The following is a 14,006-nucleotide window of genomic DNA, read 5'->3' as shown; positions in this document are numbered from 1 at the left end:
CGTCCACGTTCCCCGCCGGACCAGTCGCCTAGCCCGCGGACGCCGCCGGAGCTCCCGCGATGTTCACCAGCCACTGGATGCCGAAGCGGTCGACCGCCATGCCGAAGCTGTCACCCCACGGCGCTTTGGCGAGCTGTTCAACGACGGTGCCGCCATCGACGAGCTTCTCCCAGTACCCGGTGAGCTCCGCTTCGTCGTCGCCGCTCAGGGAGATGCTGATGTTTGTGCCCTCGTTGAAGTCCATGTGCGCGGGCACGTCGGCTGCCATCAGTGTGAAGCCGGATGGAGACGTCAGCTGCGAGTGCATGATCAGGTCGTTGTCGGCCGGGTCTTGCGCCATCTGGTACTCGGCGAAGGTGCTGCGCTGCACCTCCCCGCCGAAGACGGACTGATAGAAGTCCATCGCCTCGCGCGCGGACGCGCGGAAGTTGAGGTATGGGTTCAATGTCGACGGCATGGTGTGTCCTCCTCGTGAGAGCGTGTGGATGCCGGTTCGCCGCCCAGCGTAGCGATGGGTGCGCGCCGCGTACCAGAGTGCGAATGCGCGAAAATGCGCGCACACCGATCAGCGCAGGTACGCCGCCACGAACAGGTCGCCGCGGATCTCTCCCAGCCGCCCCAGGATGCGCTCGACGAGCGTGTCATTGACCGCTCCGGCCGTCAGGTCGTACGGCCCGATCGGCTGCAGCTTGCCGCAGCGCACCCGCACCACCTCCCAGCCGGCCGCCCGCAGCAGGCGGTCCTTGCGCCGGTCCGAGGCCTCCCGTGGGCCGACGTGCTCCAGCCCGTGCCGCCCGGTGGTGTCGTACTCGATCGCGACTTTCAGCTCCGGCAGCAGGATGTCGGGCCATACCTCGAGGTGGGAATGGAACGGCTTCGCGACGCGGACCGCGTTCATGCCCAGGTCGAGTTCCAGGCGAGCGGCGAGCCGTCGCTTCAGTTCGGGCTCCGCCGCGGAGGCCGGGACGGGCGCCCAGCGGCTCACGAACGCCTCCCCCACCGGCACCGCGACCGCGCCGCCGTGTGCGTGACGGCACACCGGGCAGCGCCGCCCGCCGAGGATCCGCTCGATGTTCGCCTGATAGGTCGGATGTCCGGCCTCGCACTGCCAGGAGTGCTTCGTCGCCGTCCCGTTGTCAGCGGAAACGGCGACACGTGAGCCGGGCGCCGCCATGCTCACCAGCTGCTCCCGGGTGATCGATTCGCGGTCGAGCCTGCGACAGAGATAGCAGCGGTCATCGGCCGCGTCGTTCTCGATCCTCCGCAGATCGCGGACATGGCCGCAGAGGTGGACGCCGGCATCGTGTTCCGGGGTGCGCACCGGCCGCGGCGCCGCCGCCTCGAAGCACTGCGGGCACCACACCGATCGACGCCGCGTGCCCCCGGGCCGCGACCGCTGCTCCTCGGGCGTCGCGACGAAGCGGTGACCAGAGTCGCACTCCCACACCAGATACACGTCGGCGGCGGGCGGGACCTGCGTCAGGGTGATCCCGTGATTGAGGTCTGGATGGTACTGCCGGATGAGCACCGGGTACCGCTCCCAGTCGCTGCGGTAGCTGCCGATCGGGTACGGAACGGCGACTCCCTTCGACCACTGGCGGCGTGCCCACCACTGTTCGACGCTCTCCGGCACCAGCGATCCCTTCTCCCGCCGCCAGCGTAAGCGGGACCACCGTCATCGGGGCGCACATCGCGTTCAGAGCACGAACGGGATCAGCGCGCGCCGCTCCTGCGGATAGTCGTCGAACGTCTCCCGGTACCACCGGTGGTTCGCCATCGCCCGCGGGGCCAGGTTGGCGATCGTGTACAGCGCGAATGCCGTTCCGGCGAGCGACCATGTGGCGACGGCCCAGCCCGTCCACTCCACCATCTCGCCCAGGTAGTTCGGGCTCGACACGTACCGGAAGCCTCCCCCGCTCGGGATGCGGTAGCCGCCGCCTGCGCGACGCAGGCGCCGCAGCGTCCGGTCCGACCGCGCGTTCAGCGCAAGCCCTCCCGCGAACAGCACCACGCCGATCCAGAACCGTGGATCGGAGAGCCAGGCGACCGGATACGTCCCGTACTCCGAGATCCAGCGCGCGTTCACCCAGGCGTTCAGCACGTTGAACCCGATCGCGAGCAGCATCACCAGCACCGGCATCCGCGACCCCGAGCGCATCAGAAAGGGGTAGACGAACGCGCGATAGACGTAGTGCACGAGCCAGAGCGCAAGGAAGACCAGCGGCACCAGCTCCGCCCGGTGCGAACCGAGCAGGTAGAAGACGACGAAGAGGATGGACGCGGGCGCCTCCATGACGACCCAGCCGACGCGGGCGGGCACGGTCGGTCCCCAGCCCCCGCGTCCGTGGCGGCCGCCGTATGGCGCCACGACGAACTGCAGCGCGATGTAGGTGACCGCCGCCAGCGCCAGCTCGGCGTAGACGAACCAGCGGTACGCTCCCTCGGGCATGCGGTCAGGCTAGCGCGATCGAGTGGTCCCGACACGCCGCGACGAGCGGTGCCGTCGCGGCGTGTCGGGACCAGTGGATGCGCTACTGCTGCGGCGCGTTGGCGGCGGCCAGGAGGCCGTCGATCATTTCCGGGGTGACCTGGCCTCCGGCCATCATGCCGATCCGGCCGATCGGGAACGACGCCATCATCCGCTCCATCGAGACGCCCTCCGGCATGATCGAGGATGCGCCCTCCAGCATCTGCGACATCCCGGCAAGGGCCCCCTGCACCAGCGGGCCGGCGACGGGATGCGCGAGCACCTCGCCGAGCGACGACTCCCGGGTGAGTGGGAGGTGCACCACGTCACCGTCGACCGCGACGGTGACCGTGGACCGCAGGTCGCGGCTCGACGCCCCCACCTCGACCACGTAGTCGCCGCCCTCGACCGCCCAGCGCTCGGCGCGGAGGTCCCAGTACTCCAGGTCCTTCCGCCGCACGACCACGACCACCTCGCGGGAGGCGCCCGGCTCGAGCTCCACCGACGCGAAGCCCTTGAGCTCGCGCGGCGCCCGCTGCACACGGGATCCAGGGAGCGACGTGTACACCTGCACGACCTCGCGCCCCGCGCGATCGCCCGTGTTGGTGACGGTGATCCGCACCTCCAGGTCGCCGCCGTCCGTCTCGGAGACACGCGCCGCGTCGTACCCGAACGTCGTGTAAGAGAGCCCGTGGCCGAACGGGTACTCGACCTCCATCCGGCGCGCGTCGTACCAGCGGTAGCCCACGAACAGGCCCTCGCCGTAGCGGACGTGCCCCTCCTCCCCAGGGAAGTTGAGGAACGCGGGGGTGTCCTCCAGCCGCAGCGGGATGGTCTCGGTGAGCTTGCCGGACGGGTTCACCGCACCGAACAGCACGTCGGCGGTCGCCGAGCCTCCCGCCTGGCCGAGGAGCCATCCCTCGACGATCGCCGGCACACGCCGCGCGAACGGGAGGGTGACCACGCCGCCGTTGGAGAGCACGACGACCGTCCGCGGGTTCACTGCGGCGACGGCGTCGATGACAGCCAGCTGGTCGGCTGGGAGGTCGATGTCGTCGCGGTCGTAGCCTTCCGATTCGAGCCGCGCCGGAAGTCCGGCGAAGACGACGGCGATGTCGGCAGTGGATGCGGCAGCCACCGCGTCGTCGCGCAGCCGCGCCGTCTCGGCGGGGTCCTGGTCGGCCGCCAACGTAAAGCCGGGCGCGAACGTCGCGTCACCGGCCGCCGCGCGGATCGCCGTCAGCGCGTCATCCACCCGCGTCGGGTTGATCATCGACGAGCCCGCGCCCTGGTAGCGCGGCTTCTCGGCGAAGGCGCCGATCACCGCGATCGAGCGGCCGGTCGTCAGCGGAAGGAGCGGTTCGCCGTCCACCGGCTCGTTCTTCAGCAGCACGATCGACCGCGCGGCGGCCTCGCGGGCGAGGGCATGGTGCGCCTCCACATCGAGCGGTCCCTCCACTCGCGGAGTGGCCGCCCAGCGGGTCGCCAGCGAGGCAACGCGTTGCGCGGACGCATCCAGGAGCGCCTCATCGAGCGAACCGTCGGAGACGGCTGCGACGAGTTTCGCATCGGTCTCCCCTCCGTTTCCGGGCATCTCGAGGTCGAGGCCCGCGCGCAGGGCGGCGACGCGATCGGAGACCGCGCCCCAGTCCGACACGACGAGGCCCTCGAAGCCCCACTCGTCACGGAGCACGTCCGTGAGCAACCAGCGGTTCTCCGAGGCGAAGACGCCGTTGATGCGGTTGTAGGAGCACATCACGGTGTGCGGCTGCGCGTCCTCGACCACCCGCTGGAACGCGCGCAGGTAGATCTCGCGGAGCGGCCGCGGGTCGACGTCCGAGGAGGACCGCATCCGGTCGTCCTCCTGGTTGTTCGCCGCGAAATGCTTCAGCGACGCGCCGACGCCCTTCGACTGGATGCCGCGCACGAGCGCCGCGCCCAGCACGCCGGAGACGATCGGGTCCTCGCTGAGGTACTCGAAGTTGCGGCCGCAGAGCGGCGACCGCTTGATGTTGATGCCGGGGCCGAGGATGACGGCGACGTCCTCGATCGACGACTCGACACCGAGGGCGGCGCCGACGCGCTCGACCAGCTCGACATCCCACGAGGAGCCGAGGGCGACCGCCGGCGGGAAGCACGTGGCGGGAATACTGTCGCCGATCCCGAGGTGATCGCCTCCCTCCCTCTGCTTGCGGAGCCCGTGCGGGCCGTCGGTGAGCATGACCGACGGGATGCCCGCGCGCTCCGCTCCCTTGGTGCGCCAGAAGCTCGCGCCGCTGGTGAGCGACGCCTTCTCCTCGGTGGTGAGGCCGGTGATGTCGGCGGCCTGGTCGTGCGTGATCGTGTCGGTCATGTGTTTCCTTCCGTGCGGAACTGTGCGGAACTATGCGGTGTTGGATGCGGCGCGGCGGGCGCGCGAGCGGGTCAGCGGGTCGCCTTGATCGGCCACACGGCCAGTGCACCCAGGATGCCGAGGACGATGGCCACGGGGAAGAGCCCCGCGAAACCGAAGGCCAGGACGATGGCGCCGGCGACTCCCGGCGCGAGCGTCTGCGGCAGGGTCGCCGCGATGTTCACGACGCCCAGGTCCTTCGCGAACGACTTCGCCGACGGGAGCACCTCGCTCATGAGCGCCGTGTCGACCGCCTGGAACATCCCGAAGCCGAAGCCCGCGATCACCGTCATGACGATCCAGGCGGTGATGTCCGGCCAGATCCACGGGATGAGGAAGGCGAGGCTCACGACGGCCGCCGACGCGAACACGAAGGGCTTGCGGCGACCGACCCGGTCGGAGAGCGGCCCGGCGACGAGGGTCGACACGATGATGCCGACCAGGCTGAGCAGCCCGAGGAGCGGGATGACCTGCTCCGGATGCGCGATGTGGAAGTAGTCGGTGAGGAAGAACAGCTGGTACCCCGTGACCGCGAAGTAGCCGGTGTAGAGCAGGAGCCGTCCGGTGAACGCCCAGAAGAAGTCGGGATGTGCGATCGGGTTGACCCAGAACGTCTTCAGGAACTCGGTCAGCGTGAACGGCTCACGCTGCAGCTGACGGCTGGGGTAGTCCGGGTTCGCGAGCACGAAGAGGCTCAGCATGACGAGCGCGAACACGGCGAAGAAGATGTACCCGACGGCGATGCTGTTGAAGAACAGGGCTCCGACGATCGATCCGCCGAGCGCGCCGACCATCAGGCCGATGCCCATGAGGGCCGCGAACGTGCCTCGCCGCTTGAGCGGGACGCGGTCGGGCATCACCGCCGTCAGGGGCCCCTGCGCGAAGTTGAACGAGATCTGCACGAGGGTCCAGGCGATGATCACGCCGATGAACGAACCGGCGAACGCGAGTCCGACGAGGGAGAGCCCGCCGGCGAGTGCTCCGATGATGATCCACGGCGCGCGCCGGCCGAAGCGCGAGCGCGTGCGGTCGGAGATCTGCCCGGCGATCGGCTGCGCCACCATGGCGGCGAACGCGCCGATGGTGGCGACGATGGCCAGGTTGGCGACCTTGTCCTCCTCGCCGAACAGCACGGTGATCTGCTGCGGGAGCAGGATGCCGGGCACGGCTCCCCAGATCAGGTAGATGCCGATGTTGGCGGGGATGATCCACGCCATCAGGCGCCGGAGGCCCTTGAGCGGCGTGGGCGGATCGTCGCTGCCGGAGGCGGTGCCGACGAAGGTGTTCGTCGTGATGGGACGGACGGGTTCGGCGACCGGGTCGCCGGTCGGCACGGAGGTGTCTGACGTCATTGTCGAAGGTGTCCTCTCACCATCCACCGTGGATGGTGGCAAAACCTTACGTCACTCGGTTTTGGAAATGCAAGCGATGTTCGGGTTTAGTGTGGAGGCATGGCACGACGAGGGGCCTACGCCAAGGGCGTGGCCAAGCGCGACGAGATCCTGGAGAGCGCGCTGGAGGTGATCGCCCGCGAGGGATACCACGGCGCGTCCGTGAAGGAGCTCGCGGAGGCGGTCGGCCTCAGCCAGGCCGGGCTGCTGCACTACTTCGACAGCAAGGACGAGCTGTTCACGGCCATCCTCCGCAAGCGAGACGAGGTCGACTCGCGGCGCTTCGGCGCCATCGACGAGCACCCGTCGCTCGATCGCATCCGCGAGGGGTTCGTCGGGATCGTCGCGCACAACGCGGAGGTTCCGGGCCTCGTGGAGCTGTTCTCCCGTCTCGCGGTCGAGGCCGGCGAGCCGCAGCATCCCGCCCACGACTACTTCGTCGAGCGGAGCGCCGCGATCCGTCAGACCTTCAGCGAGGCGATTTCCGACCGGCAGCGCGACGGCCGCCTGACCGACCGGGTCGATCCCGACACGCTGGCGCGCCTCGTTCAGGCGGTCTCCGACGGCATGCAGCTGCAGTGGATGCAGGACCCTGCCGTCGACATGGCCGCGACCGTCGACGCCTTCTTCGAACTCCTCGACGCGAAGGTCCCCGCTCGCGGCGTCTAGTGAGTGGGCCCTGCCGGGATCGAACCGACGACATCCACGGTGTAAACGTGGCGCTCTACCAGCTGAGCTAAAGGCCCGGGATGACCGCCAGCCTAGTGGATGCGATCAGACGCGAGCGGTCAGACGTGGGCGGGCAGCCGGTCGAGCGCGGCGCGGTACGCGTCGATCGAGCGGGCCTCGCCGGGAGCCGTGATGAACGAGGCGCGGATGATGCCGCGCTCGTCGATCAGGAAGGTGGCGCGGTTCGCGAAGCCCTTCTCGGGGAGGAACACGCCGTACTCCTTCGCGATCTCGCCGTGCGGCCAGAAATCGGCCAGCAGCGAGAAGTCGTAGCCCTCCTGCTCGGCCCACGCGCGCAGCGTGAACTTGGAGTCGACGGAGATGCCCAGCAGCTCGACGCGGTGGTCCTCGAACAGGCCGATGTTGTCCCGCAGCGCGCAGAGCTCCCCCGTGCAGGTGCCGGAGAAGGCCAGCGGAAAGAAGACGAGCGCCACCGCCTTGCGTCCACGGAAGTCGCTCAGCCGAACGGTCTCGCCGTACTGGTTGCGAAGCTCGAAGTCGGGAGCCAGGGTGTCGTTCTCGAGTGCCATCGATAGTCCTTTCACGCCGGCGCGGCGTGGCTCGCGCGCAGGCACGAGAACAGAGCATAGACCTCGCTTCCGGGAGAGCCAAGCGGCGGTCATCAGTACCCGCGGAGTGAGGCTAGGCTGAATGTTGGTGCCCACGCTTGTCGTAACCCGACAGCGTTGTGGCCCGTCCACGATCCATCCGACACAAGAAAGAGGTCGAGGGTGACTGTAAACGACCAGGACCCGTACTCGATGAATAACATCGATTCGGACCCGGAGGAGACCGCCGAGTGGCGCGAATCCCTCGACCAACTGGTTGCGGCCCAGGGCCATGAGCGTGCTCGCGAGATCATGCTCAGCCTGCTGAAGCGCTCGAAGGACCTGCACGTCGGCGTCCCGATGGTGCCGACCACCGACTACATCAACACCATCTCCCCCGAGAACGAGGCGGAGTTCCCCGGCGACGAGGAGATCGAGCGCCGCTACCGGGCGTGGATCCGCTGGAACGCGGCCGTGATGGTGCACCGCGCGCAGCGCCCCGGCATCGCCGTCGGCGGCCACCTCTCCAGCTACGCCTCCAGCGCGACGCTGTTCGAGGTCGGCTTCAACCACTTCTTCCGCGGCCAGGACCACCCGGGCGGCGGCGACCAGATCTTCTTCCAGGGCCACGCCTCCCCCGGCGTCTACGCGCGCGCCTTCCTCGAAGGCCGCCTGAGCGCCGACCAGCTCGACGGCTTCCGCCAGGAGAAGTCGCACGCGGGCGGCGGGCTCTCCAGCTACCCGCACCCGCGCCTCATGCCGGAGTTCTGGCAGTTCCCGACCGTGTCGATGGGTCTCGGCCCGATCAACGCGATCTACCAGGCGCAGCTCAACAAGTACCTCACCAACCGCGGCATCAAGGATGCGTCCGACCAGCACGTCTGGGCCTTCCTCGGCGACGGCGAGATGGACGAGGTGGAGTCACGCGGCCAGCTCCAGGTGGCGGCGAACGAGAAGCTCGACAACCTCACCTTCGTCATCAACGCGAACCTGCAGCGCCTCGACGGCCCTGTGCGCGGCAACGGCAAGATCATCCAAGAGCTGGAGAGTTACTTCCGTGGCGCCGGCTGGAACGTCATCAAGGTGATCTGGGGCCGCGAGTGGGATGACCTGCTCGCCCACGACGCCGACGGTGCGCTGGTCAACCTGATGAACCAGACGCCGGACGGCGACTACCAGACGTACAAGACCGAGAACGGCGCGTACGTCCGCGAGAACTTCTTCGGCCGCGACCCGCGGACCCTGGAGCTCGTCAAGGACTACAGCGACGACCAGGTCTGGGGCCTCAAGCGCGGCGGCCACGACTACCGCAAGGTGTACGCGGCCTTCAAGGCGGCAGTCGAGCACAAGGGACAGCCGACGGTCATCATCGCGAAGACCATCAAGGGCTACGGCCTCGGTCCGTCGTTCGAGGGCCGCAACGCGACCCACCAGATGAAGAAGATGACCCTCGACAACCTGAAGGCGTTCCGGGATGCCATGCGCATCCCCGTGTCGGACGCCCAGCTCGAGGAGAACCCGTACCTGCCGCCGTACTTCAACCCGGGCGCCGAGGACGAGACGATTCGCTACCTGCACGAGCGCCGTCGCGACCTGGGCGGCTACGTGCCGGAGCGCCGTGCGAAGTACACGCAGCTGAACCTCCCGGACGACTCCGCGTACGCGATCTCGAAGAAGGGATCGGGCACGCAGGAGATCGCCACGACGATGGCCTTCGTCCGCCTGCTGAAGGACCTGCTGCGTTCGAAGGACTTCGGCCACCGCATCGTCCCGATCATCCCGGACGAGGCGCGGACCTTCGGTATGGACGCCTTCTTCCCCAACGCGAAGATCTACAACCCCAACGGCCAGCACTACACGTCGGTCGACCGCGAGCTGCTCCTGGCCTACAAGGAGAGCCCGCAGGGCCAGATCATCCACGTCGGCATCAACGAGGCGGGCGCACTGGCCGCGTTCACCAACGTCGGCACGTCGTACTCGACGCAGGGCGAGCCGCTCATCCCGGTGTACGTCTTCTACTCGATGTTCGGCTTCCAGCGCACCGGCGACGCGATGTGGGCGGCGGGCGACCAGATGGCGCGCGGCTTCCTGATCGGCGCCACCGCCGGCCGCACCACGCTGACCGGTGAGGGCCTGCAGCACGCCGACGGCCACTCCCCGCTGCTGGCATCCACGAACCCGGCGGTCGTCTCGTACGACCCCGCGTACGGCTACGAGATCGGCCACATCGTGCGCGCCGGCCTCGAGCGGATGTACGGCGGCAACCACCCCGACCCGAACGTCATGTACTACCTCACGGTGTACAACGAGCCGATCGTCCAGCCGGCGGAGCCCGAGGGCGTGGATGTGGACGGCATCGTCCGCGGCATCCACCGCATCAGCACCTCCGATGTGGCGGGCCCGAAGGCCCAGCTGCTCGCGTCGGGCGTTTCGGTGCCATGGGCTCTCGAGGCGCAGCACCTGCTCGCGCAGGACTGGGGCGTGTCGGCGGATGTCTGGAGCGTCACCTCGTGGAACGAGCTGCGCCGCGACGGCCTGAAGGCGGAGGAGCACAACTTCCTCTACCCGCAGCAGGAGAAGCAGGTGCCGTACGTGACCCGCAAGCTGCAGGAGGCCGACGGCCCGTTCGTCGCCGTGAGTGACTACGAGCACGCCGTCGCCGACCAGATCCGTCAGTTCGTCCCGGGCGAGTACGCGACCCTCGGCGCCGACGGCTTCGGCTTCTCGGACACCCGCCCGGCCGCGCGCCGGTTCTTCAAGATCGACGGCCCGTCGCTCGTGGTCCGCACGCTCGAGCTGCTCGCAGCTCAGGGCAAGGTCGACCCGAACGCACCGGCCTGGGCGATCGAGAAGTACCTGCTGCACGACGTCAACGCCGGCACCACCGGCTCCGCGGGCGGCGAGGCGTAACGCCTCCCGTGGCCGGCAAGCCGGTGGAGAGGACGAAGCCCGAGACGCTCGCGTGGCTGCGCAAGATCTCGGGTGAGCTGGCGACGACCACGCTCAAGCGACTCGAGGACACCCTCCCCTGGTACCGCGACATGCCACCGGGCCGACGCAGCGCCGTCGGCCTGGTGGCCCAGGCGGGCATCTCGTCGTTCATCTCCTGGTACGACGACCCGCGGTCCACGCCGTGGATCGCCGCGGATGTGTTCGGTGCGGCTCCGCGCGAGCTGCTCCGCAGCGTCAGCCTGCAGCAGACCCTCCAGCTGATCAAGATCACCGTCGAGGTGGTCGAGGAGCGCGTGAAGAGCGGCGGCGGGGAGGATCTTCGGGAGTCGATCCTGCTGTACTCCCGCGAGATCGCGTTCGCGGCCGCCGATGTGTACGCGCGCGCCGCTGAGGCCCGCGGCCTGTGGGACGCCCGGCTGGAAGCGCTCGTCGTCGACAGCATCCTCACCGGCGAGTACGACGACGAGCTGCCCAGCCGGATCGCCGCCCTCGGCTGGCACGGCCACGGCGAGGTGAGCGTGCTGGTCGGCACCGCGCCGAAGATGCTCGACGTCGACCAGCTGCGCCGTACGGCGCGGCACATGTCGGCCGACGTGCTGATCGGCGTGCAGGGCAGCAGGCTCGTGCTCGTCATCGGCCGGGCTTGGCCGAGCAACAGCACGCCGGAGGACCAGATCGGTCCTGCGCCGATCGTCTCGTTCATGGAGATCGCGCAGCAGCTGGAGCCCGGCTTCGGCGCCGGCCACCTGGTGCTCGGCCACGAGGTGCCGAGCCTGGTGGATGCGTCCAAGAGCGCCAAGGCGGCCCTCGCCGGGTTCGCGGTGGCGAAGGCATGGCGCAACTGCCCGCGCCCGGTGCACGCCGACGACCTGCTGCCCGAGCGGGCGCTCGCGGGCGACGGCCTGGCGCGCGCGACCCTGATCAGCCGCATCTACCGTCCGCTGCAGGGCTACTCCACCGAGCTCCTCACCACGCTCTGGTGCTACCTCGACAACGGCCGGTCGCTCGAGGCGACGGCACGCGAGCTGTTCGTGCACCCCAACACCGTGCGGTACCGCCTGAAGCGGGTCTCCGAGGTGATCGGGTGGGATGCGACCGGCGCGCGAGAGGCCCTCATCCTGCAGGCGGCGCTGATCGTCGGCTCCATCAACGAGCCGGATTCTTCGCGTCGCGGCAGTTGAGTTTGTAGACAACCACAAAGCATCCGCGGATACTTCGTATCCGTTCGACACATCCGCTGGGCGGAAGATTGGCAGACTGGAAACCGTGATCGTCATCGTGTGCCCCGGGCAGGGATCCCAGACCCCGGGCTTCCTGGACCCCTGGCTCACCGAGTCCTCGTTCCGCGATCAGCTCACCGGCATCTCCGACGCCGTGGGCATGGACCTCGTCGCCCACGGCACCGTGAGCGACGCCGATACCATCCGCGACACCGCGGTCGCACAGCCGCTCATCGTCTCGGCGGGGCTGCTGACCCTGTCGGCTCTTCTGACTGACGGGCGCCGCGAGCGTGTCGGCGGCATCGCCGGCCACTCGGTCGGCGAACTGACCGCTGCCGCGGGCGCCGGGGTGCTGAGCGAGACGGACGCCGTCGCCTTCGTGCGCGAGCGCGGCGCCGCCATGGCCCGGGCCGCGGCCGAGGCGCAGACCGGCATGAGCGCGGTGATCGGCGCCGACGAGACGGAACTGCTCGCACGTCTGGACGAGCTCGGCCTCTCCCCCGCCAACTACAACGGCGGCGGCCAGATCGTCGTCGCGGGCGCCGTGGATGCGCTGGCCCAGCTGGCCGAGAACCCGCCGGCCCGCGCGCGCGTCATCCCGCTGCAGGTCGCCGGCGCCTTCCACACCCGCTACATGGCACCGGCCGTGCCGGCGCTGGAGCAGTTCGCCTCCACCCTGACCACGAACGACCCGAGCCTGCGGCTCTGGACCAACAAGGACGGCTCTGAGGTCACCGACGGCGCCGAATTCCTGCGCCTGCTGGTCGGCCAGGTGTCGTCGCCGGTGCGCTGGGACCTCGACATGAAAGCGTTCGAGCAGGCCGGTGTGACCGGGCTGATCGAGGTGGCCCCCGCCGGCGCCCTGGTCGGTCTCGCCAAGCGCGGCCTCAAGGGCGTCCCGACCGTCGCGATCAAGACGCCGGACGACCTGGCCGCCGCCTTCGACCTCATCGACCAGGCCGCCTGAGCCGCAAGGAGCATCACGATGACCCACCCCACCCTGCAGCAGTCTCACGGCCCGCAGTACACCCGCATCCTCTCTATCGGCGCCGCCCGCGGCGACCTCGTCGTGCCGAACGACGACCTCGTCGGCCCGATCAACTCCTCCGACGAGTGGATCCGGCAGCGCACCGGCATCATCACGCGCACCCGTGCCAGCGCCGATGTGCTCGCCGTCGACCTCGCTACGGAGGCCTCGAAGGAGGCGATCGAGAAGTCGGGCGTCGACCCCAAGCTCATCGACGCCGTGATCGTCGCCACCGTCTCGAACGTGCAGCAGACCCCGTCCATCGCGGCCGTCCTCGCCGATCGTGTCGGCGCGAACCCGGCAGCGGCCTACGACATGAACGCCGCCTGCGCCGGCTACGCCTACGGCATCGCTCAGGCCGACGCGCTCATCCGCACCGGCGCGGCGCACTATGCGCTGGTCGTCGGCGCCGAGAAGCTGTCCGACGTCGTCGACCCGACCGACCGCACCATCTCGTTCCTGCTCGGCGATGGCGCCGGTGCCGTCGTCATCGGGCCGAGCGACTACCCCGGTATCGCGAAGACGGTGTGGGGCTCGGACGGCTCCAAAGCCGACGCGGTCGGGATGGGCAACACGCTCCTCGAGTACCGTGACGGGGAGAAGCCGTGGCCGACCCTGCGCCAGGAGGGCCAGACGGTCTTCCGCTGGGCCGTGTGGGAGATGGCCAAGGTCGCCAAGCAGGCTCTCGACGAGGCCGGGGTCAGCCCCGACCAGCTGGCCGCGTTCATCCCGCACCAGGCGAACATGCGCATCGTTGACGAGTTCGCCAAGCAGCTCAAGCTGCCGGAGACCGTCGCGATCGCCCGCGACATCGAGACGACCGGCAACACGTCCGCCGCCTCCATCCCCCTTGCAACCCACCGACTGCTCCAGGAACGCCCGGAGCTGAGCGGCGGTCTGGCGCTTCAGATCGGCTTCGGAGCCGGTCTGGTGTTCGGCGCGCAGGTCGTCGTGCTGCCCTAGACTGTTCCACGGTCAAAACGACACCCCCCAAGGAGAGAAAAACCATGGCATTGTCCACCGAAGAAGTTCTTGCCGGCCTGGCCGAGCTCATCAACGACGAGACCGGTATCGCGACCGACACGGTTGAGCTGGACAAGTCGTTCACCGACGATCTCGACATCGACTCGATCTCGATGATGACCATCGTGGTCAACGCCGAGGACAAGTTCGACGTCAAGATCCCCGACGAAGAGGTGAAGAACCTCAAGACCGTCGGAGACGCGGTCGAGTTCATCGTCAAGGCGCAGGACGCCTAAGCGCCGCCAAGGACTTCCGCG

General features: G+C 69.0%; 12 protein-coding genes and 1 tRNA gene. 6 read left to right on the top strand and 7 right to left on the bottom strand.

Annotation, left to right across the window (positions count from 1 at the left end):
- Positions 1–28: 28 nt before the first annotated feature.
- The 5 genes from AB7E03_RS03850 to AB7E03_RS03830 form a co-directional block, all read right to left on the bottom strand.
- Positions 29–457: a VOC family protein gene (locus tag AB7E03_RS03850; protein ID WP_489939477.1), complete on the bottom strand. Its 429-nt coding sequence runs from the start codon at positions 455–457 to the stop codon at positions 29–31.
- Positions 458–565: 108 nt separating this feature from the next.
- The gene (locus AB7E03_RS03845; protein ID WP_489939475.1) at positions 566–1,633 is read right to left on the bottom strand and encodes a zinc-ribbon domain-containing protein; all 1,068 of its coding nucleotides are present in this window, start codon (positions 1,631–1,633) and stop codon (positions 566–568) included.
- Positions 1,634–1,696: 63 nt separating this feature from the next.
- The gene (locus AB7E03_RS03840; RefSeq protein WP_489939473.1) at positions 1,697–2,449 is read right to left on the bottom strand and encodes a phosphatidylethanolamine N-methyltransferase family domain-containing protein; all 753 of its coding nucleotides are present in this window, start codon (positions 2,447–2,449) and stop codon (positions 1,697–1,699) included.
- Between the two features lie 82 nt (positions 2,450–2,531).
- The gene (locus AB7E03_RS03835) at positions 2,532–4,820 is read right to left on the bottom strand and encodes a glycoside hydrolase family 3 C-terminal domain-containing protein (RefSeq protein WP_489939471.1); all 2,289 of its coding nucleotides are present in this window, start codon (positions 4,818–4,820) and stop codon (positions 2,532–2,534) included.
- 71 nt (positions 4,821–4,891) lie between these two features.
- Complete coding sequence (locus AB7E03_RS03830) at positions 4,892–6,211, bottom strand: MFS transporter (protein ID WP_489939469.1); 1,320 nt, start codon at positions 6,209–6,211, stop codon at positions 4,892–4,894.
- A 99-nt stretch (positions 6,212–6,310) separates the two neighbouring features.
- Here AB7E03_RS03830 and AB7E03_RS03825 point away from each other — a divergent pair, with 99 nt between their 5' ends.
- On the top strand, positions 6,311–6,919 hold the full coding sequence (locus tag AB7E03_RS03825; protein WP_489939467.1) for a TetR/AcrR family transcriptional regulator: 609 nt from the start codon (positions 6,311–6,313) through the stop codon (positions 6,917–6,919).
- A 4-nt stretch (positions 6,920–6,923) separates the two neighbouring features.
- On the opposite strand, the gene AB7E03_RS03820 is transcribed toward AB7E03_RS03825, so the two are convergent.
- Together AB7E03_RS03820 and AB7E03_RS03815 are read right to left on the bottom strand one after the other, a co-directional pair.
- Positions 6,924–6,996: transfer RNA gene (locus AB7E03_RS03820), tRNA-Val, on the bottom strand.
- 42 nt (positions 6,997–7,038) lie between these two features.
- Positions 7,039–7,509, bottom strand: a complete 471-nt coding sequence (locus tag AB7E03_RS03815; protein WP_441782240.1) for a peroxiredoxin — start codon at positions 7,507–7,509, stop codon at positions 7,039–7,041.
- A gap of 201 nt (positions 7,510–7,710) precedes the next feature.
- On the opposite strand from AB7E03_RS03815, the gene aceE reads away from it, so the two are divergent.
- The 5 genes from aceE (at position 7,711) to AB7E03_RS03790 (ending at position 13,985) form a co-directional block, all read left to right on the top strand.
- A complete protein-coding gene (gene aceE, locus AB7E03_RS03810) occupies positions 7,711–10,437 on the top strand; it encodes a pyruvate dehydrogenase (acetyl-transferring), homodimeric type (RefSeq protein WP_489939465.1) in 2,727 nt (908 codons plus the stop codon).
- 23 nt (positions 10,438–10,460) lie between these two features.
- Positions 10,461–11,660: a PucR family transcriptional regulator gene (locus AB7E03_RS03805; RefSeq protein WP_489942852.1), complete on the top strand. Its 1,200-nt coding sequence runs from the start codon at positions 10,461–10,463 to the stop codon at positions 11,658–11,660.
- Positions 11,661–11,745: 85 nt separating this feature from the next.
- Positions 11,746–12,666 (top strand): ACP S-malonyltransferase, encoded by a 921-nt coding sequence (locus AB7E03_RS03800; RefSeq protein ID WP_489939463.1) that lies wholly within the window; start codon positions 11,746–11,748, stop codon positions 12,664–12,666.
- Between the two features lie 18 nt (positions 12,667–12,684).
- A complete protein-coding gene (locus tag AB7E03_RS03795) occupies positions 12,685–13,689 on the top strand; it encodes a beta-ketoacyl-ACP synthase III (protein ID WP_489939461.1) in 1,005 nt (334 codons plus the stop codon).
- A gap of 44 nt (positions 13,690–13,733) precedes the next feature.
- Entirely contained in the window at positions 13,734–13,985 is a 252-nt protein-coding gene (locus AB7E03_RS03790; RefSeq protein WP_021765217.1) for an acyl carrier protein, read from the top strand.
- Positions 13,986–14,006: the final 21 nt, after the last annotated feature.

The sequence above is a fragment of the Leifsonia sp. RCC_180 genome (assembly GCF_058138205.1).
This window is presented reverse-complemented; position numbering and strand designations above follow the sequence as displayed.

Bases quoted from the DNA above. Each gene is read 5' to 3' on its own strand.
- AB7E03_RS03850 (WP_489939477.1), bottom strand. From the start codon at position 457: ATGCCGTCGACATTGAACCCATACCTCAACTTCCGCGCGTCCGCGCGC.
- AB7E03_RS03840 (WP_489939473.1), bottom strand. From the start codon at position 2,449: ATGCCCGAGGGAGCGTACCGCTGGTTCGTCTACGCCGAGCTGGCGCTG.
- AB7E03_RS03835 (WP_489939471.1), bottom strand. From the start codon at position 4,820: ATGACCGACACGATCACGCACGACCAGGCCGCCGACATCACCGGCCTC.
- AB7E03_RS03830 (WP_489939469.1), bottom strand. From the start codon at position 6,211: ATGACGTCAGACACCTCCGTGCCGACCGGCGACCCGGTCGCCGAACCC.
- AB7E03_RS03825 (WP_489939467.1), top strand. From the start codon at position 6,311: ATGGCACGACGAGGGGCCTACGCCAAGGGCGTGGCCAAGCGCGACGAG.
- AB7E03_RS03815 (WP_441782240.1), bottom strand. From the start codon at position 7,509: ATGGCACTCGAGAACGACACCCTGGCTCCCGACTTCGAGCTTCGCAAC.
- AB7E03_RS03795 (WP_489939461.1), top strand. From the start codon at position 12,685: ATGACCCACCCCACCCTGCAGCAGTCTCACGGCCCGCAGTACACCCGC.
- AB7E03_RS03790 (WP_021765217.1), top strand. From the start codon at position 13,734: ATGGCATTGTCCACCGAAGAAGTTCTTGCCGGCCTGGCCGAGCTCATC.